Source organism: Ramlibacter ginsenosidimutans, from assembly GCF_016654015.1.
GTDB lineage: Bacteria > Pseudomonadota > Gammaproteobacteria > Burkholderiales > Burkholderiaceae_C > Ramlibacter > Ramlibacter ginsenosidimutans.
This window is the reverse complement of the sequence record NZ_JAEPWM010000002.1, coordinates 643,023-660,347: the sequence shown is the minus strand read 5'-3', so window position 1 is coordinate 660,347 and position 17,325 is coordinate 643,023. Positions and strand designations below refer to the sequence as shown.

Here is a 17,325-nt window from a genome sequence, read left to right as displayed (position 1 = left end):
CATGGCGTACGGCACGGCAGCGAGTGCGAAGCCGCCGGGGCGCCGACAGGCAGCGGCGAGCGCGTCCGACAGGGCGTGGCCGCGCTGCGCGGCCCAATCGGCAGGGCAAACCCAAGGATTCGCCCATGGCTTCCATGCTGTCCCAGTTGTCGCCCAGCGTCACCAACCAGATCCGGATGGACCACACGCACGTGCTGACGGCCTTCCACCAGTACGAGATCGGTTCGTCGGCGCGCGTCAAGCGCGGGCTGGTGGACCACGTGTGCCTCGCGATCGAGATCCACGCGCAGCTGGAGGAAGAAATCTTCTACCCGGCGCTGCGCGCGGTGGCGGACAGCGAGATCCTGCGCAAGGCCACGCCCGAGCACGACGAGATGCGCGGGCTGATTGCGCGGCTGCGCTATATGCCGGTGGACGACCCGGTGTTCAATGACACCTTCTTCGCCCTGATGCGGCACGTGATGCATCACGTGGCCGACGAGGAGACACTGCTGCTGCCCGCCGCCGAACGCCTGCTGCCCGAGCAACTGGGCGCGCTGGGTGCGGAAATGTCGCGGCGGCGCCTGGAGTTGGCCGGCCCGCGGGCGCCCGAGATCGCGGGCAGCGTGGCCCGCTCGCTCAGCCTCGGCGCCATGCTCGCCGCCGGCAGCGCCGCGCTCGCGGGCGCGCACCTGCTCACCCGCCACCGCACGGCCGACCGCCTCAGCGCCGCGCGCAGCCGCTCCAGCCGACTGGGCAGCTGAGGTCGGGGCGCACGGCGCTGCCCGCCGGTCGCCCCAGCGGCGCGTGGACGTTCCAGAATGCATGTCTCCACAGCCGGGGGATCTCGCCATGAGCACACCCATCGTTTCCGCCGCCGCGCCAGCGCGCCGGCCGCTGTATCGGTCTCTCTACTTGCAGGTGCTGTTCGCGGTCGCGCTCGGCGTGGTCCTGGGCACCGTCGACCCGCAGCTCGGCGCGGCGATGAAGCCCCTGGGTGACGGCTTCATCAAGCTGATCAAGATGATGATCGCGCCCATCATCTTCTGCACCGTCGTGACCGGCATCGCCGGCATGGAGGACATGAAGAAGGTGGGCAAGACCGGCGGCCTGGCCCTGCTCTACTTCGAGGTGGTGAGTTCGATCGCGCTGCTGATCGGGCTGTTGCTGGTGAACGTGCTGCAGCCGGGGGCAGGCATGAACGCCAATCCGGCGACCTTGGACACCAAGAGCATCGCCGCCTATGCGGAGCCCGGCAAGCTGGGGACGACCACCGACTTCCTGCTGAACATCATCCCCAACACGGTGTTCGATGCCTTCGCCAAGGGCGACATCCTGCAGGTGCTGCTGGTCGCGGTGCTGTTCGGCTTCGCGCTGCACCGGTTCGGCGGACGCGGCACGCTGGTGTTCGACTGGATCGAGAAGACCTCGCACGTGCTCTTCACGATGGTCGGCTTCATCATGCGGGTCGCGCCGATCGGCGCGTTCGGCGCCATGGCGTTCACCATCGGCAAGTACGGCCTCGGGTCGCTGTTCTCGCTGGGCAAGCTGATGGGCGCCTTCTACCTCACCTGCCTGATCTTCATCTTCGGCGTGCTCGGGTTGATCGCGCGCTTGCACGGCTTCTCGGTGTGGAAGCTGATCAAGTACATCAAGGAGGAACTGCTGATCGTGCTGGGCACCTCCTCCTCCGAGTCCGTGCTGCCACGCATGATGGAGAAGATGGAAAACCTCGGCGCGAAGCGCACGACGGTCGGCCTGGTGATCCCCACGGGCTACTCGTTCAACCTGGATGGCACCTCCATCTATCTCACGATGGCAGCGGTCTTCATCGCGCAGGCGACCAACACGCCCATGACCTTCCTGCAGGAGATCACGCTGCTGGCGGTGCTGGTGCTGACCTCCAAGGGCGCGGCGGGCGTCACCGGCAGCGGGTTCATCGTGCTCGCTGCCACGCTCTCCGCCGTGGGCCATGTGCCGGTCGCAGGACTGGCGCTGATCCTGGGCATCGACCGCTTCATGTCCGAAGCGCGCGCGCTCACCAACCTGATCGGCAACGGCGTGGCCACGCTGGTTGTGGCGAAGTGGACCGGCGACCTCGACGTCGCGCAGATGCAGGCGAGGCTGGATCATCCGACGGACATCGAGACCGACGAACCGGAGGTCGTGCACGAGGCGAAGGAGGTGCACATGGACGGGGAAGGCGAGCGGGTTCGCTAGAGGCAACGGACATCGCGCGCTGGAGAAGGCGCTGGATCCGCAGAACCTGCTGGACCCGGGGCGGCTGGTGCCGCTCTGAAACCTTCGGGCTCATCGAGGAAATAGAACGCAGAGGACGCAAAGGTTACGCAGAGAGCGCAGAGGAACATCCTTTTCTGGTTTTCTCTGCGTCCTCTGCGTAACCTTTGCGCACTCTGCGTTCTCCTGCTCGTTCTGCCACCAGTGCACCTCAAGCCCACGCCGCCGTGGCGTCCGGCTGTCCGCCTTCACTTCCCATCCGGCCCGGACGGCGCCGACTGCAGCAGCACCTGCACGAAGCTCGCGGCCGCGGGCGTCAGTTCGCGCTGCTTGCGCGTGATGAGGTGGATCGAAGGGACCTGCAACGGCAGTTGCAGGTCCAGCACGCGCAGGACGCCCAGGCGCGCATAGTGCGCTGCGAGCGAGGCCGGCATGATGGCCGCCATGTCGCTCGCTTCGAGCAGCGCGGTGGTAGCCACGGTCGATGCGGTCTCGGTGATGTCCAGGCGCGCGTGCACGCCGGCCGTGCGCAAGGCCGCCTCGAAGCGGCTGCGCTGCGGCGAGCCGGGCGGCTGCAGCACCCAGGGCCAGCGCACCAGGTCCTCCAGTTTCGTCTTCGCCTTCTTCAGCAGGGGATGGCCGCCGCGCAGGACCACGACCTGCGGTTCGGCCAGCAGCGGGCGGATGTCCAGTTCGTCCTCGTAGTGCCCCTCGGTCGGCCGGCCCAGCACCAGGTCGACGTCGCCGCGTGCCAGCAGGTCCAGCATGACGTCGCTGGTCTCCACCAGCACCGAGACGGCCACGCGCGGATGCAGCTTCTTGTACGCCGCCAGCGCGGGCGCCAACAACTGCGGCAGCGCGCCGGGCACCGTGCCCAGTCGCAGCTTGCCACGCAACCCCGAGCGCAGCGCCGCCATCTGCTCGCGCGCCACGCCGAAGTCCACCAGCGCCTGGCGTGCGAAGCGCACCAGCACTTCGCCCGTGGCGGTGGGCTCCATGCCGCGCGCCAGCCGCGTGAACAGCGGCACCCCGAGCGTTTCCTCGGCCTGCTGCAGCAGCTTGGTCGCCGCCGGTTGGCTCATGCCCAGCGCCGCCGCGGCGCGCCCCAGGTTGCGCTCGCGCCCCAGCGCTTCCAGCAGCAGCATCTGGCGCGTGCGCAGCCGCATCAGCAGCGCGATATCGGAAAGGGCCTTGGCCATGGGTGGAATATACGAAAGTGCATGGCTCCTTCCCGGAATTTCATTGGCCGGGCATGGCTGCACCGCTTACCCTGCGCCAGCGCGGGCGTTTCGACCCGCGGGTGGAGACGACATGAGCATGGTTCACCGGCGCGCTTTCGCGCTTACCCTGGCCGGCATCGGCATGGGCCTCGTCGCAGCGGGCACTGCGCACGCACAGGCCGCCTGGCCCGACAAGCCCTTGCGCATCATGGTGGGTGCCTCGCCCGGCGGCGGCACCGACATCCTGGCGCGCATGCTGGCGGACAAGTTCGCGCCGGATTTCAAGCAGTCCGTGGTGGTGGAGAACCGCCCGGGCGCCTCCAACACCATCGCCGCGGACCTCGCAGCGCACGCAGCGCCGGACGGCACCACGCTGCTGCTCGCCACCAACACCGGCCAGGCGATCGCGCCGCACCTGCTGAAGCTGAAGTTCGACCCGCTCAAGGACCTGCAGCCGGTCGGGCTGGTGGCGGTGATGCCCAACGTGCTGGTGGTCTCGGCCGCCTCGCCCTATCGATCCGTGCAGGACCTGGTCGCCGCGATGCAGGCCAGCCCCGGTCACCTGAAGTACGCGTCGTCCGGCGTCGGCAGCACGCAGCACATCGCGGGCGAGGCCTTCTCGCTCGCCACCGGCACCAAGGCGATCCACGTGCCCTACAAGGGCAGCTCGCAGGCGCACATCGACATCATCGGCGGCGAGGTCACGATGATGTTCGACTCGACTTCGTCGGCGATGGGCCAGATCCGCAACGGCAAGTTCCGCGCGCTCGCGGTGATGTCGGACCGCCGCGCGGCCGAACTGCCCGACGTGCCCACGATGGCCGAAGCCGGCGTCAAGGGCGCGGACGTGCAGACCTGGTACGGCCTGTACGTGACCGCGGGCAGCCCGAAAGCCGCCACCGACGCGCTGGCCGCCGAACTGACGCGCGTGCTCAAGCTGCCCGACGTCCAGGCGCGCATCAAGGGCCTGGGCGGCGAGGTCGGCACGCTCACGGGCGAGCAGTTCGCCGAGATGAACCGGCAGGAGTACGAGCGCTTCCGCAAGCTGGTGCGGGACGCCAACATCAAGGCAGACGGACTATGAACGCGAACCTTCCGCGCATCGCGGTGCTGCTGGGCGACCCCGCCGGCGTGGGCCCGGAGATGGGCGTCAAGCTGCTCGCGCGGGAAGCGAACCGCCGGTCCGCGCAACTGCTGCTGCTCGCCGCGCCCTCCGTGCTGGCGGGCGGCGAGCGGATCGCCAAGCAGGCGCTCGAGGTCGTGCGCATCCGGCCCGGTGACCCGCTGCACTTCGAGCCGGGCAAGGTCACGCAACTGGTGCTGCCGGAGCCGCAGGGCGGCACGGCGGCCCTGGGCTCGTGCAGCGTCGCAGCCGGCGCCGCCGTACTCGATGCGCTGTCGCGCGCCACGGCGCTGGCCGCCGCCGGCGAGGTGCAGGGCATCGTGTTCGCGCCGCTGAACAAGCATTCGCTGCGCCTGGCCGGGATGGAGGAGGAGGACGAGCTGCGCTACATGCAGACGCTGTTCGGCGTGCGCGGCTTCACCTGCGAGTTCAACATCACGGACCAGCTCTGGACCTCCCGCGTGACCTCGCACGTGCCGCTGCGCGAAGTGGCGGCGCTGATCACGCCGGAAGCGGTCGCCGCGGCGGTGCACATCATCGACCAGGCGCTGCGCCGCGCGGGCGTCGCGCGGCCGCGCATCGCGGTGTCGGGGCTGAATCCGCATGCCGGCGACAACGGCTCGATCGGCAGCGAGGAGATCGAGATCATCGGGCCGGCGGTCACTCGCCTGCGCGGCGACGGGATCGATGCGAGCGGCCCGTGGTCGCCCGACACCGTGTTCATCGCGGCACGGCGCGGCGACTTCGACGCCGTGGTCTCGATGTACCACGACCAGGGCCAGATCGCGATGAAGCTGATGGGATTCGAGCGCGGCGTGACCCTGCACGGCGGCCTGCCGGTTCCGGTCGCCACGTCCGCGAGCGGCAGCGCCTTCGACATCGCCGGCCAGGGCATCGCACGCATCGAAGGGCTGCAGCACGCCTTCGACCTGTGCGTGCGCATGGCCGCGCGGGCGCGGGGCTGAGCGCGCCTGCGCGCGGCGGGCCTCAGGTCTCCAGGATGCCCGCCCGGTTGAAGAAACCGGGCACGTCGTTGCTGGCGATGTAGTTGTAGCCCACGCCCAGGCTGCGCTCCGGCGCGCCGAGCGCCGCGATCAGGTCGGCGTGGCGGCGGATCTGGAAGCGGCGCGGACGCAGCAGCGCGAGGTACAGCGGCAGGCTGGGCGCGCGCGGATTGACCGTTTCGCGCAGCCGCGCGATCGAGCCGCGCAGCGACAGCGGCGAGCGGCCCACCTGCAGCCCGCCCGCGAACGCGCCCTTGCGGAAATGCCGGAACACCAGCCAGTGGTCGTCGTGGTTCAGGACGGCGGTCGTGTCGGCGTGCAGGCGGGCGCTGAGCGTGGCCGCGACGCTGTCCAGGACCTCCAGGTCCTGCGCCTCGCTCTGGCGGTCGCATACGACCGTGATGCCGTTGCGCGGCGGGATCACATAGCTCGCCCGGCGCAGGGCGCGCATGATTTCGGCGCAACGGTGTTCGTCGGCGCCGCGAACCAGCACCTGCGTGTAGAAGGATCCCACGGAGCGCATGGTAACGGTACTCCAGGTCGACCCGGATGTCAGCGCGCCGCGACACCCGCTTGTATCAACGCAACGAAACGTGCGGAATCCGCAGCAGCGTGACGGCGCCCTCCCTACACTGCCCCCATGAATGCGGATCTCCTGGAGCACCCCGAGCAACTGCAACGCGGGTACGCGACGGCCACGCCGGCCGCGCGCCTGCGCGCCATCAAGCAGCGGCTGGCGGCGGCGCACAACGAGATGGGCTCCACCCGCCTCGTGACCGTGGTGTCCGGGGTCGAAGCGCTCGCCCGCTCGCTGGTCGTGCACGCGCCGGGCCGGCCGGCCAGCACGGCGGAGATGCGGCACCGGCAGTTCCGCGCCACCGGCCCGGTGCAACTGGTGGAAGAAGCGCTGGCGCTGCGCGGCGGCGGCCGTCCGGAGGCGACCTTCGGCGAGGAAGCCTGGGACTTCTTCCAGGTGGCCGTGCGCTATCGGGACCTGATCGTGCACGAGTGCACCGTCATCGGCCAGGACCGGCACCCGACGCTGATCGCCGCGACCGAGTCCGTGCTGCGCGGTCTGGTCGAAGTCGCGGGGCTGGAGAGCGGACCCAAGGTGGTGGTCGGCGCTTAACGACCCATCCAGCGCACACAGGCTGGCGTGCTCGCAGGCTGGCGTGCACGTAGGCTGGCGGTGAGCGAAAGCGAACCCCAGCTCTCGGCGTCGCGAAGCAAGCTGGGGTTCGCTGCGCTCACCACCAGCCTACAAACTGTTTGCCTGCGCGGCGAAGCAGGCCGGCGCCTAGCCTTCGAAGTGCGGATGCAACTGCCGGATGCGGTTCATCGCCATGCCCGCGGCCGACGTGCGCGTCTCGACCCCGAGCTTGGCGAAGATGCGCTCCAGGTGCTTCTTCACCGTCGCCGGGCTGGCGCCGAGGATGTCCGCGATGTCGCGATTGATCTTGCCCTTCATCACCCAGTAGAGCACTTCGGCTTCCCGCGCCGTGAGCTTGAACGCGAGCGACATCGATTCGATGATCGCCGCGTCCGACACCTCGCGCATCACGATCAGCCAGTCGTCGTCGCCGGTCTGCTGGTGCAGCCGGATGGACAGGCGCCGCGCGCCCAGTTCGGCGCTCAGGCGCGGCGGCTCGATCTGGCGCTCGGCATCGGCGAGATGGCGGCGCAGCCACTGCAGGATGGGCGCCGGCGTTGCCGGCGCGCTGGTGCCGAAGTAGGTCTCCAGCAGCTGGCGCGCCAGCGGCGTCTGCCACAGCAGGCGGCCGTCGCTCGCGCGCACGGCGATGCTGGCGTAGCCGAAGGCATCCAGCGCATTGCGCGTCTGCCGCGCGAGCCGCGCGCCCTGCAGGTGCACGCCCATGCGCGCCAGCACCTCGCGCGGCTTGATCGGCTTGGTCACGTAGTCGACGCCGCCGGCTTCCAGCGCCGCGACCAGGTGCTCGGTCTCGGTGAGCCCCGTCATGAAGATGATGGGAATGTGCGCCGTCTGCGCCTGCGCCTTCAGCCTGCGCGCGACCTCGAAGCCGTCCAGCCCAGGCATCATCGCGTCCAGCAGCACGATGTCCGGCAGCGCCTGCGCGGCCCGCTGCAGCGCCGCCTCGCCGCTGGTGGCGACCAGCACCGTGTAACCCGATTCGTCGAGCGCGTCGTGCAGCACCGAGAGGTTGTCGGGCACGTCGTCGACCACCAGCACCACGTCGCTGTCGCCGCGTTCGAGGCCGTTCTTCATCACGGCATGGCTCCTTGCGGCCGCGCCCGTGCGAGCACCTGCACGATGGCGTCGAACTGGAACTGGCGTGCCAGCTCGCGCATCTCGCGCGTGAAGCCGGCGCACTCGGGCTGCGCCGCGTCGATCGCCTCCAGCTGGTTCAGGATGCCCCGGTAGTAACCGAGCTGCACCGCGTCGTGCAGCGGCGGCAGCAGCTCGGCGCGCGGCCACGCGCCGGTGAGCGCAGGCTGTGCTGGGGTCGGCGCCGGCGCACTGGCGTCGTAGCGCCAGCGCAGGCCCAGTTGCCGCTCCAGCCAGGCGAGCAGCTCGGTATGCCGCACCGGCTTGAGGATGAAGTCCTCGGGCGGAATGCCGGCGTCGTTGTCGAGCCCCTTGTCGAACGCATTGGCCGACACCACGGCCACCTTCGCCCGGAACTGCGGCAGGCGGCGCAGCCTGCGGATGGTCTCCCAGCCGTCGATGCCCGGCATGGCCAGGTCCATCAGGACGGCATCGGGTTGCAGTCCCGCAGCCAGCAGGTCGAGCGCATCGTGGCCGCTCGCCGCGCTGCGCAGCTCGAAGCCGAGCGGCTCCAGCAAGGCCACCAGCAGTTCGCGGTCGGCCTCCTCGTTGTCCACCACCAGGATGCGGCGGCGCGGTCCTTCGTAGCCGCGGGGTGGCTGGCGCTGCTCCTGCACGGGCACGAGCGCCTGGTGCACCTCGGGCAGGAACAGGCGCACGCGGAACACCGAGCCGCGTCCCGGCGTGCTGGTGGCGGTGAGCTCGCCTCCCATGAGGTCGGTCAGCATCTTCGCGATGGTGAGCCCCAGGCCCGCGCCGGGCGCGGAGTGGGCCGCGCTGTTGCCGCGCGCGAAGGGCTCGAAGATGTCCTTGAGCTCCTGCGCGCTGAGGCCCGGTCCCGTGTCCTCCACCTCCACCACCGCCATCTCGCGCGCATGGCGCACGCGGAACAGCACCTGTCCTTGCGCCGTGAACTTGATCGCGTTGCCCAGCAGGTTGATCAGGATCTGCCGCACGCGCTTCTCGTCCGCGCGCACGACCTCCGGCAGCGTGCCTTCCACCTCGAAGCGGAAGGCGAGCCCCTTGGCCGCAGCCTGCACCTCGAACAGGCTGGCGAGTTCGTGCACGAAGTCGGCGAAGCGCGTGGGCCTCACGTTCAGCGTGAGCTTGCCCGACTCGATGCGGGCGATATCGAGCGTGCCCTCGATGAGGGACAGCAGGTGCTCGCCGCCGCGGCGGATCACGTGGACTGCGTGCTTGCGATGCGAGGGGATGGCCGCGTCCTCGCCCATCAACTGCGCATATCCCAGGATGCTGTTCAGGGGCGTGCGCAGCTCGTGGCTGATCGCACTGATGTAGCGGCTCTTGGCCTGGTTCGCCTGCTCCGCCGCGTCGCGCGCCTGGTCCGCGACCTGGCGCGCCTGCTGCAGCGCCTGGTCGGTCTGGCGGTGCGAGTCGATCTCGCGCATCAGCAGGTGCGTCTGGCGGTTCGATTCCTCCTGGGCGACCTGCCGCGTCTTGTGCGCAAGCACCAGCCACCAGGCGACGAAGCCCGCGACCAGCAGCAGCGCGAGGTAGGCCTTGAGGAAGGTCGCCCGCAAGGCTTCGACCGCCATGTGGTCCTGCGACTGCATCTCCTGGTGGTACAGCAGCCCGAACAGCGCGCCCAGCAAGGGCGCGATCACCAGCATCAGCAGCAGGAAGTGCCCGAGCCCCGTGTCCAGGTAAGGCCACACGCGCCGGGGCAGCAGCGCGCGCAGCGTCGCCGACCACTGCGCCGACAGGCTCGCCTGCGGCTTGCACAGGTCGCCGCAGCGCGCGTCGAGCGTGCAGCACAGGGAACAGATGGGGCCCTGGTACGCAGGGCAGTGCGCGAGATCAGGCCCTTCGTAGCTGCGCTCGCAGATCACGCAGCGCCGCGTGGTGGTCCGCTCGTAGCGGCCCTCCGGCTGGCGCGCGATGGCGTAGCGGCCGCCGGTGGCCCACGCAATCACCGGTGCGGACACGAACGCCACGCTCATCGCGATCAACGCCGAGAAAGCCTGCGCCGTGCGGCCGAAGACACCGAGGTAGGCGGCTATGGCGAGCGTGGAAGCCAGGGCCATCGAGCCCACGCCGACCGGGTTGATGTCGTACAGGTACGCGCGCTTGAACTCGATGCCGCGCGGCGACAGGCCCAGCGGCTTGTTCACCACGAGGTCCGCGACCACGGCCATGATCCAGGCGATGGCGATGTTGGAGTACAGGCCCAGCACGTCGCCCAGCGCCTGGAACACGTTCATCTCCATCAGCATGAAGGCGATCAGCGTGTTGAACACGACCCACACGACGCGCCCCGGATGGCTGTGCGTGAGCCGCGAGAAGAAGTTGGACCACGCGAGCGAACCGGCGTAGGCGTTCGTGACGTTGATCTTCAGCTGCGACACGACGACGAACACGGCGGTGGCAACAACCGCCCAGCCGTAGCGCGGGAACACGTACTCGTACGCCGCGAGGTACATCTGGTTGGGATCGACCGCACGGTCCACCGGGACCATGTGCTGGATCGCGAGATAGGCCAGCGCGGCGCCGCCCAGCATCTTGACCACGCCCAGCACGACCCACCCCGGGCCGCCCACGAGCACGCCGGTCCACCACGCGCGGCCGTTGGTGGCGCTGCGCGCCGGCATGAAACGCAGGTAGTCGGCCTGCTCGCCCATCTGCGTGATCAACGCGATGCCCACCGTGAGCGCCGCACCGAACAAGTGCACATCGAACCCGTCGGCCTGCGCCTTCTCACCGGCGTAGTGCACGATGCCGGCGAAGGCACCAGGATCGCGCGCGAGCACGTAGCCGAAAGGCACCACCAGCATCACCAGCCACAGGGGTTGCGTCCAGATCTGCAGGCGGCTGATGGTCGACACGCCGTGGGTCACGAGCGGGATCACGACCAGCGCGCAAATCAGGTAGCCCCAGGTGGGCGGGATGCCCAGCGCCAGGTCCAGCGCATACGCCATCACCGCCGCCTCCAGCGCGAAGAAGATGAAGGTGAAGGACGCGTAGATCAGGGAGGTGAGCGTGGAGCCGATGTAGCCGAAGCCGGCGCCGCGCGTGAGCAGGTCCATGTCCACGCCGTAGCGCGCCGCGTAGATGCTGATCGGCAGGCCCGCGAGGAAGATGATGAGGCCGGTGGCCAGGATGGCCCAGAAGGCGTTGACGAAGCCGTACTGCACCAGCAGCGTCGCGCCCACTGCTTCGAGGATGAGGAAGGACGCGGCGCCGAAGGCGGTGTTCGCCACCCTCCAGGTGGACCACTTGCGGAAGCGCTGCGGCGTGTAGCGCAGCGCGTAGTCCTCCATGGTCTCGCTCGCCACCCAGTTGTTGTAGTCGCGGCGCACCTTCACCACGCGCTGCGGCGCCTCCGCGAGATCGGCGGGAAGGATGGGGATGGTCCGGCTCACACCGGACCAGTGCAGTTTCCGTGCCGGGGGGTCTTACCCCCTCCCCCTTTGGGGGAGGGCTGGGGTGGGGCGCCGCGGCGGTCGATCACCATCGTGCGTGGGCGACGCCCGCAGTGCCCCCACCCTGCCCTCCCCCAGAGGGGGAGGGGAAAGAAGGGCAGGCACGGCTCATGCAATAGGATGCCCCGATGGAACTCACGCCACGCGAAAAAGACAAGCTGCTGCTGTTCACCGCCGCCTTGCTGGCGGAGCGCCGCAGGGCGCGGGGACTGCAGCTGAACTACCCGGAAGCCGTGGCGCTGATCTCGGCGGCCGTGATGGAGGGCGCGCGCGACGGCAAGTCGGTCGCGCAACTCATGAGCGAAGGACGCACCGTGCTCACGCGCGCCGACGTCATGGACGGCGTCGCCGACATGATCCCCGAGATCCAGGTGGAAGCCACCTTCCCCGACGGCACCAAGCTCGTCACGGTCCACCAACCGATCGTTTGAGAAAGATGAGCATGACTCCGGGCGAACTCCTTCCCGAACCGGGCGACCTCACGCTCAATCCCGGCCGCCGCACACTGGTGCTCGTCGTGCAGAACACCGCGGACCGGCCCATCCAGGTCGGCTCGCACTACCACTTCGCCGAAACGAACGGCGCGCTCTCCTTCGACCGCCAGGCGGCGCACGGCATGCGCCTGAACATCGCGTCGGGCACGGCCGTGCGCTTCGAGCCGGGCCAGCAACGCACGGTGGAACTGGTCGATTTCGCCGGCGACCGCACCATCCACGGCTTCCGCGGCCTCGTGCAAGGAAAAATCTGATGGCCACGATTCCCCGCCGCGCCTACGCGGAAATGTTCGGTCCCACGAAAGGCGACCGCGTCCGCCTGGCCGACACCGAGCTCGTGATCGAGGTCGAGGACGACTACACGCTGCGCGCCGGTGGCTACGGCGAGGAAGTGAAGTTCGGCGGCGGCAAGACCATCCGCGACGGCATGGCGCAGTCGCAGCGCACGCGCGCACAGGGCGCGATGGACACCGTGCTGACCAACGCGCTCATCCTGGACCACTGGGGCATCGTGAAGGCCGACATCGGATTGAAGGACGGCCGCATCGCCGCCATCGGCAAGGCCGGCAATCCCGACACGCAGCCCGGCGTCGACATCGTCATCGGCCCCGGCACCGAGATCATCAGCTGCGAAGGCGCGATCGTCACCGCCGGCGGCATCGACACCCACATCCACTTCATCTGCCCGCAGCAGATCGAGGAGGCGCTCGCCTCCGGCGTCACGACGATGTTCGGCGGCGGCACGGGACCGGCGACGGGCACCTTCGCCACCACCTGCACGCCGGGGCCGTGGAACATCGAGCGCATGCTGCAGGCCGCCGACGCGTTCCCCATGAACCTCGGCTTCATGGGCAAGGGCAACGCGAGCCTGCCCGACGCCCTGCGCGAACAGGTCGAGGCCGGCGTGATCGGCCTGAAGCTGCACGAGGACTGGGGCACCACGCCCTCGGCCATCAGCAACTGCCTCGACGTCGCGGATGCGATGGACATCCAGGTCGCGATCCACTCGGACACGCTCAACGAGTCGGGATTCGTGGAGAACACGATCGCCGCGACGAAGGGCCGCGGGATCTGTGCCTTCCACACCGAAGGGGCCGGCGGCGGCCACGCGCCCGACATCCTGCGCGTGGTGGGCGAGCCGAACTTCCTTCCCTCGTCGACCAACCCGACGATGCCCTACACCGTCAACACGCTCGACGAGCACGTCGACATGCTGATGGTGTGCCACCACCTCGACCCGTCCATCCCCGAGGACCTGGCCTTCGCGGAGAGCCGCATCCGCAAGGAGACCATCGCCGCCGAGGACATCCTGCACGACCTCGGCGCGATCAGCATGTTCAGCTCCGACTCGCAGGCCATGGGCCGCGTGGGCGAGGTGATCCTGCGCTGCTGGCAGACCGCGCACAAGATGAAGCTGCAGCGCGGCAAGTTGCCGGGCGACAGCGAGCGCAACGACAACTTCCGGGCGAAACGCTACATCGCCAAGCTCACCATCAACCCCGCCATCGCGCACGGCATCTCGCACGAGGTGGGCTCCATAGCGCCGGGCAAGTGGGCCGACCTGGTCGTGTGGAAGCCCGCCTTCTTCGGCGTCAAGCCGGCGCTGATCCTCAAGGGCGGCTTCATCGCCATGGCGGCGATGGGCGACCCGAACGCCTCCATTCCCACGCCGCAACCAGTGCACTACCGGCCCATGTTCGGCAGCTTCGGCGGCGCGCTGCACAAGGGCTCGCTCACCTTCCTGTCGCAGGCCGGCTTCGCCGCCGGCGTGCAGGAGAAGTTCGGCCTGCAGAAGACGATCGCCGTGGCCAAGGACATCCGCCGCATCCGCAAGCAGCACCTGGTGCACAACGACTACCTGCCGAAGATGGAGATCGATCCGCAGACTTACGCAGTCCGCGCGGACGGCCAGCTCCTCACCTGCGACCCGGCCACGGTGCTGCCGATGGCCCAGCGCTACTTCCTGTTCTAGACTGCGGCATGCTGACCGTGAACAAGATCCTGCCCCAGGGGCAGGGCCTCGCCCCCGTGCTCCTCAAGCGCGCGTCCACCTTGCAACTCGATTGGGACGTGCGCCAGAAGAGCCGTTTCGAAGCCACGGATTCGCAGGGACGCGCGCTGGGCGTGTTCCTGCCGCGCGGCAGCGTCGTGCGGGGCGGCGACGTGCTGGTCGCGGAGGACGGCTCCGTGGTGCGCGTGATCGCGGCACCGCAGCCGGTGCTGGTGATCACGCATTGCCCGGAGCACGGCACCCCGTTCGACCTGATGCGCGCCGCCTACCACCTGGGCAACCGGCACGTGCCCATCGAGCTGCAGCCGGACCACCTGAAGATCGAACCGGATCACGTGCTGGCGGACCTGCTGCGCTCCATGCACCTGATCGTGCGCGAGGACAACGCGGCGTTCGAACCGGAAGGCGGCGCCTACGGCAACGCGGGCGCGCACGCGCACGGCGGCCATGGGCACGCGCACCACGATCACGAGCACGGGCATGAGCCAAAGCATGGACACGGCGATGGCGGACATGGACACGACCACCACGGCCACGACCACGACCACTGACGCCGCCCTGCTGCGGCTGATCTGGCTCGCCTCGCCGGCGCTGCCGGTCGGCGGCTTCTCGTATTCCGAGGGACTGGAGGCCGCGGTCGAAGCGGGCCTGGTGCATGACGAGGTGAGCGCGGGCGAGTGGCTCGCGCAGCAGCTGCACGCGAGCCTCGCGCGTGCGGACCTGGCGGTGGTCGGGAGTGCCGTTTGCGCGGCGCGCGCGAACGACGGCGAACGCCTGGCCCAGCTGGACGACTGGGTGCGGCAGACACGCGAGACGAGCGAGCTGCGGCAGCAGACGGAGCAGATGGGAAGGTCCCTCGGAGACTGGGCCCGTTCCGTAGGCTGGGGTGACGCAGGAAGCGTAGGCTGGGGTGACGCAGGAACCCCAGCGATGCGCGACAGCGCTGGGGTTCGCTTCGCTCACCACCAGCCTACGAAGGCCGCAGAGAGAACGTACCCCGTCGCATTCGCCACCGCCGCAGCGAGCACCGAGGCGTCCGTGCGGCAGGTGGCCCTCGCCTATGCCTTCGGCTGGTCCGAGAACATGATGCAGGCCGCCATCAAGTCGGTGCCGCTCGGCCAGTCCGCGGGGCAGCGCATCCTGGCCCGGCTGGCGAGCGAGATTCCCGCCGCCGTCGACCACGCGCTGGCGCTGGACGACGCGCAGCGCCAGGCCTTCACGCCCATGCTCGCCATCCTGTCGGCGCAGCATGAAACCCAGTACTCCCGACTGTTCCGCTCATGAGCACCCTGCTGCACCACATTCCCCACCGGACCCGGAAGCTGCCCCCGCTGCGCGTGGGCATAGGCGGGCCGGTCGGCTCCGGCAAGACCACCTTGCTCGAGATGCTCTGCAAGGCGATGCGCGACCGCTACGACCTGGTCGCGATCACCAACGACATCTACACCAAGGAGGACCAGCGCCTGCTCACGGTCAGCGGAGCGCTGCCGGCCGAGCGCATCATGGGCGTGGAGACCGGCGGCTGTCCGCACACCGCGATCCGCGAGGACGCGTCGATCAACCTGGAAGCGATCGACCGCATGCTCGAGTCCTTTCCCGACGCCGACATCGTGTTCGTCGAGTCCGGCGGCGACAACCTGGCCGCGACCTTCAGCCCCGAGCTGTCCGACCTCACCATCTACGTGATCGACGTCGCGGCCGGCGAGAAGATCCCGCGCAAGGGCGGCCCCGGCATCACCAAGAGCGACCTGTTCGTCATCAACAAGACCGACCTCGCGCCCTACGTGGGCGCCGACCTCGGCGTGATGCAGACGGACACGAAACGCATGCGCAAGGACAAGCCCTTCGTGCTGACCAACCTGAAGACGCGCGACGGCCTGCAGGAGGTGGTGCGCTTCATCGAGGAGCGCGGCATGCTGCAGTCCGCCGGAAGCGCGCGGCAGGCAAGTCCCTAAGGCCCACGAGGCGCCGTCCTACAACACCTCAGCGTCGCACGCTTTAGTTTCCACGCCCATGGAAATGCTCAAGGACCCGCCAGCGGCCTTCCGGGGCATCGCGCAGCTGTTCGACATGGCGCAGCGATTGCCGGCGAGCGGCCGCGCAGACTTGCTCATCGGCCTTTCCTGCGCGGGCGAGCTGTTCGCGCGTGGCGTCCTGCACGGGTACCGGCAGGTGAAATTCTTCGCCGAGTACTTGCGCAGCCACGGCTGGCACGAACACCTGCTCGGCGGCGATGCCGACATGCTCGGCTGCGACATGCTGTTCGCCGCGCCCGAGGCGGCGCCGCAGGACGACGAGGATCCCTCGTTCATCCGGCGCGCAGCCATGCAGTTGTGGCCATCCGAAGCGGAGCACCATGACTGAAACGGACCTGCGCCGGTTCGCCTGAGCGCGGAGGGACCTCAGTCGGGGCCCTGGCGATGCTTGCCGCCGGAGTTGTGGGCACGCCTTTGCTCCCAGGCGCGCATCTGCTTCATGGCGCTGTCCGAGCCCTGGCCGCCATGCCCTTCGGGCCCGGCCTGCGTTTGCTGCTGCTGTGGCTGAGCGGTGGTAGAGGACGCGTTCCCGTCCTCGGCCTCCCGCTGGTCTGGCTGTTGTGACATCACCGGAATCCCTGTACTGCCGACATCTTTGCGGGCGCTACGGTCGCGCATCTGTAGGACAAGACCCCATGCCTGCATGGGACGGCGGAGCACGTGGCCGTGCGTCTGCGCGTTCGCGTGAATATGCACACACCCTCTGCTCGGCCATGCACATCGGATGATAATCGCGGTCATGAACGAGGACGGCATCCAGGTCGGCGACGTGGTGGAACTCGCCGCGGGCGGACCCGCCATGACGGTTCAGGCCCGGTCGCAGAACCTCGTCTACTGCGCGTGGATGACCGATGGAAGACTGCACCAGGGGACGTTCGAGACCGCGTCGCTGCGACGCTTGCGCACGGGCGCAGCCGGCGCGCACGCGCAGCCGACGCGTTCCCCGCCGGCGTCGGATCCATCGCGCTGAACCAAGCGCTTTCGCGCTCGCAGTGTCAGGCGATTTCGCGCTGGGTGGTGCGGCCCGGGAAGGCCTGCAGGTACGAACGAAGTTCGCCGAACTGCGCCTTCGAGATCACGCCGTCGGCGCCGAGCCGGATGCAGCGCTGGCGCACCACGGGCGTGACGAAGTCGCTGAACACCAGCACGGCGCCGCCAGGTTCCTTGTTGCAGCGGGTGATGAGAGTGAAGCCGGAGCCTTCGCCGAGCAGCAGGTCCACGATGGCGAGATCCCAGCCGCCGCGATGGCGCAGCAGCCAGTCGGTCGCACTGGTTTCGTTCGTGGCCACTCCGACCACGTCGAAGCCGCCGACCGACTCGAGCAGGTCGCGCAGGAGCGCCTGCATCGGCCTGGTGTCTTCGACGATGAACACACGTACTGCCATCTCGCCTCCGGATCCGCTTCCACCTGCTCCACTGCGGGCGGACCGCCGCAATGAACGCGCAAAACGGCGCGATTCTGTCGCACGACTGCG

The 17,325-nt window shown here is 69.1% G+C and carries 19 protein-coding genes; 13 read left to right on the top strand and 6 right to left on the bottom strand.

Going from position 1 to position 17,325, the window contains the following annotated elements; genetic code table 11:
• The first annotated feature begins 125 nt into the window (after positions 1-125).
• Positions 126-743, top strand: a complete 618-nt coding sequence (locus JJB11_RS09200) for a hemerythrin domain-containing protein (protein WP_201168809.1) — start codon at positions 126-128, stop codon at positions 741-743.
• 88 nt (positions 744-831) lie between these two features.
• Positions 832-2,199, top strand: a complete 1,368-nt coding sequence (locus JJB11_RS09195) for a dicarboxylate/amino acid:cation symporter (RefSeq protein WP_201168807.1) — start codon at positions 832-834, stop codon at positions 2,197-2,199.
• A 266-nt stretch (positions 2,200-2,465) separates the two neighbouring features.
• Here JJB11_RS09195 and JJB11_RS09190 read toward each other — a convergent pair whose 3' ends face one another.
• Positions 2,466-3,416, bottom strand: a complete 951-nt coding sequence (locus JJB11_RS09190; RefSeq protein ID WP_201168805.1) for a LysR family transcriptional regulator — start codon at positions 3,414-3,416, stop codon at positions 2,466-2,468.
• Positions 3,417-3,579: 163 nt separating this feature from the next.
• Here JJB11_RS09190 and JJB11_RS09185 point away from each other — a divergent pair, with 163 nt between their 5' ends.
• Both JJB11_RS09185 and JJB11_RS09180 read left to right on the top strand, forming a co-directional pair.
• Positions 3,580-4,521, top strand: coding sequence for a Bug family tripartite tricarboxylate transporter substrate binding protein (locus JJB11_RS09185; RefSeq protein ID WP_377371023.1), 942 nt, complete (start codon positions 3,580-3,582; stop codon positions 4,519-4,521).
• Positions 4,518-5,525: a 4-hydroxythreonine-4-phosphate dehydrogenase PdxA gene (locus JJB11_RS09180; RefSeq protein ID WP_201168803.1), complete on the top strand. Its 1,008-nt coding sequence runs from the start codon at positions 4,518-4,520 to the stop codon at positions 5,523-5,525. The genes JJB11_RS09185 and JJB11_RS09180 overlap by 4 nt, the downstream gene beginning before the upstream one ends.
• A 22-nt stretch (positions 5,526-5,547) precedes the next feature.
• Here the strand turns inward: JJB11_RS09180 and JJB11_RS09175 are convergent, their stop codons facing one another.
• The gene (locus JJB11_RS09175; RefSeq protein ID WP_201168793.1) at positions 5,548-6,078 is read right to left on the bottom strand and encodes a hypothetical protein; all 531 of its coding nucleotides are present in this window, start codon (positions 6,076-6,078) and stop codon (positions 5,548-5,550) included.
• A gap of 126 nt (positions 6,079-6,204) precedes the next feature.
• Here JJB11_RS09175 and JJB11_RS09170 point away from each other — a divergent pair, with 126 nt between their 5' ends.
• On the top strand, positions 6,205-6,693 hold the full coding sequence (locus tag JJB11_RS09170) for a hypothetical protein (protein ID WP_201168788.1): 489 nt from the start codon (positions 6,205-6,207) through the stop codon (positions 6,691-6,693).
• 168 nt (positions 6,694-6,861) lie between these two features.
• Here JJB11_RS09170 and JJB11_RS09165 read toward each other — a convergent pair whose 3' ends face one another.
• Positions 6,862-7,809: a response regulator transcription factor gene (locus JJB11_RS09165; protein ID WP_201168786.1), complete on the bottom strand. Its 948-nt coding sequence runs from the start codon at positions 7,807-7,809 to the stop codon at positions 6,862-6,864.
• Complete coding sequence (locus tag JJB11_RS09160; RefSeq protein ID WP_201964717.1) at positions 7,809-11,249, bottom strand: ATP-binding protein; 3,441 nt, start codon at positions 11,247-11,249, stop codon at positions 7,809-7,811. The genes JJB11_RS09165 and JJB11_RS09160 overlap by 1 nt, the downstream gene beginning before the upstream one ends.
• A 188-nt stretch (positions 11,250-11,437) precedes the next feature.
• Here JJB11_RS09160 and JJB11_RS09155 point away from each other — a divergent pair, with 188 nt between their 5' ends.
• The 7 genes from JJB11_RS09155 to JJB11_RS09125 are packed head-to-tail and all read left to right on the top strand — an operon-like array spanning position 11,438 to position 16,178.
• The gene (locus JJB11_RS09155; protein WP_201168784.1) at positions 11,438-11,740 is read left to right on the top strand and encodes an urease subunit gamma; all 303 of its coding nucleotides are present in this window, start codon (positions 11,438-11,440) and stop codon (positions 11,738-11,740) included.
• Positions 11,741-11,751: 11 nt separating this feature from the next.
• The gene (locus tag JJB11_RS09150) at positions 11,752-12,057 is read left to right on the top strand and encodes an urease subunit beta (protein ID WP_201169180.1); all 306 of its coding nucleotides are present in this window, start codon (positions 11,752-11,754) and stop codon (positions 12,055-12,057) included.
• Positions 12,057-13,775, top strand: coding sequence for an urease subunit alpha (ureC, locus tag JJB11_RS09145; RefSeq protein ID WP_201168782.1), 1,719 nt, complete (start codon positions 12,057-12,059; stop codon positions 13,773-13,775). Before JJB11_RS09150 ends, ureC begins: the two co-directional genes overlap by 1 nt.
• Before the next feature lie 8 nt (positions 13,776-13,783).
• A complete protein-coding gene (gene ureE / locus JJB11_RS09140; protein ID WP_201168779.1) occupies positions 13,784-14,365 on the top strand; it encodes an urease accessory protein UreE in 582 nt (193 codons plus the stop codon).
• Entirely contained in the window at positions 14,328-15,098 is a 771-nt protein-coding gene (locus JJB11_RS09135; RefSeq protein ID WP_201169166.1) for an urease accessory protein UreF, read from the top strand. The genes ureE and JJB11_RS09135 overlap by 38 nt, the downstream gene beginning before the upstream one ends.
• Entirely contained in the window at positions 15,095-15,769 is a 675-nt protein-coding gene (gene ureG, locus JJB11_RS09130; RefSeq protein WP_201168776.1) for an urease accessory protein UreG, read from the top strand. Before JJB11_RS09135 ends, ureG begins: the two co-directional genes overlap by 4 nt.
• A gap of 58 nt (positions 15,770-15,827) precedes the next feature.
• A complete protein-coding gene (locus JJB11_RS09125) occupies positions 15,828-16,178 on the top strand; it encodes a hypothetical protein (RefSeq protein WP_201168758.1) in 351 nt (116 codons plus the stop codon).
• A 38-nt stretch (positions 16,179-16,216) separates the two neighbouring features.
• Here JJB11_RS09125 and JJB11_RS09120 read toward each other — a convergent pair whose 3' ends face one another.
• The gene (locus tag JJB11_RS09120; protein ID WP_201168749.1) at positions 16,217-16,417 is read right to left on the bottom strand and encodes a hypothetical protein; all 201 of its coding nucleotides are present in this window, start codon (positions 16,415-16,417) and stop codon (positions 16,217-16,219) included.
• A 172-nt stretch (positions 16,418-16,589) separates the two neighbouring features.
• Between JJB11_RS09120 and JJB11_RS09115 the strand changes: the two genes are divergently transcribed.
• The gene (locus tag JJB11_RS09115; RefSeq protein ID WP_201168746.1) at positions 16,590-16,820 is read left to right on the top strand and encodes a YodC family protein; all 231 of its coding nucleotides are present in this window, start codon (positions 16,590-16,592) and stop codon (positions 16,818-16,820) included.
• Between the two features lie 25 nt (positions 16,821-16,845).
• On the opposite strand, the gene JJB11_RS09110 is transcribed toward JJB11_RS09115, so the two are convergent.
• Positions 16,846-17,235 (bottom strand): response regulator, encoded by a 390-nt coding sequence (locus tag JJB11_RS09110; protein WP_201168743.1) that lies wholly within the window; start codon positions 17,233-17,235, stop codon positions 16,846-16,848.
• Between the last annotated feature and the right edge of the window lie 90 nt (positions 17,236-17,325).

Excerpts from the sequence above, each read along its gene's own strand:
- JJB11_RS09120 (WP_201168749.1), bottom strand. The coding sequence starts at position 16,417 with ATGTCACAACAGCCAGACCAGCGGGAGGCCGAGGACGGGAACGCGTCC.
- JJB11_RS09165 (WP_201168786.1), bottom strand. The coding sequence starts at position 7,809 with ATGAAGAACGGCCTCGAACGCGGCGACAGCGACGTGGTGCTGGTGGTC.
- JJB11_RS09135 (WP_201169166.1), top strand. The coding sequence starts at position 14,328 with ATGGACACGACCACCACGGCCACGACCACGACCACTGACGCCGCCCTG.
- ureG (WP_201168776.1), top strand. The coding sequence starts at position 15,095 with ATGAGCACCCTGCTGCACCACATTCCCCACCGGACCCGGAAGCTGCCC.
- JJB11_RS09170 (WP_201168788.1), top strand. The coding sequence starts at position 6,205 with ATGAATGCGGATCTCCTGGAGCACCCCGAGCAACTGCAACGCGGGTAC.
- JJB11_RS09195 (WP_201168807.1), top strand. The coding sequence starts at position 832 with ATGAGCACACCCATCGTTTCCGCCGCCGCGCCAGCGCGCCGGCCGCTG.
- ureE (WP_201168779.1), top strand. The coding sequence starts at position 13,784 with ATGCTGACCGTGAACAAGATCCTGCCCCAGGGGCAGGGCCTCGCCCCC.
- JJB11_RS09155 (WP_201168784.1), top strand. The coding sequence starts at position 11,438 with ATGGAACTCACGCCACGCGAAAAAGACAAGCTGCTGCTGTTCACCGCC.
- JJB11_RS09180 (WP_201168803.1), top strand. The coding sequence starts at position 4,518 with ATGAACGCGAACCTTCCGCGCATCGCGGTGCTGCTGGGCGACCCCGCC.
- JJB11_RS09110 (WP_201168743.1), bottom strand. The coding sequence starts at position 17,235 with ATGGCAGTACGTGTGTTCATCGTCGAAGACACCAGGCCGATGCAGGCG.
- JJB11_RS09125 (WP_201168758.1), top strand. The coding sequence starts at position 15,828 with ATGGAAATGCTCAAGGACCCGCCAGCGGCCTTCCGGGGCATCGCGCAG.
- JJB11_RS09185 (WP_377371023.1), top strand. The coding sequence starts at position 3,580 with ATGGGCCTCGTCGCAGCGGGCACTGCGCACGCACAGGCCGCCTGGCCC.
- ureC (WP_201168782.1), top strand. The coding sequence starts at position 12,057 with ATGGCCACGATTCCCCGCCGCGCCTACGCGGAAATGTTCGGTCCCACG.
- JJB11_RS09200 (WP_201168809.1), top strand. The coding sequence starts at position 126 with ATGGCTTCCATGCTGTCCCAGTTGTCGCCCAGCGTCACCAACCAGATC.
- JJB11_RS09190 (WP_201168805.1), bottom strand. The coding sequence starts at position 3,416 with ATGGCCAAGGCCCTTTCCGATATCGCGCTGCTGATGCGGCTGCGCACG.
- JJB11_RS09150 (WP_201169180.1), top strand. The coding sequence starts at position 11,752 with ATGACTCCGGGCGAACTCCTTCCCGAACCGGGCGACCTCACGCTCAAT.
- JJB11_RS09115 (WP_201168746.1), top strand. The coding sequence starts at position 16,590 with ATGAACGAGGACGGCATCCAGGTCGGCGACGTGGTGGAACTCGCCGCG.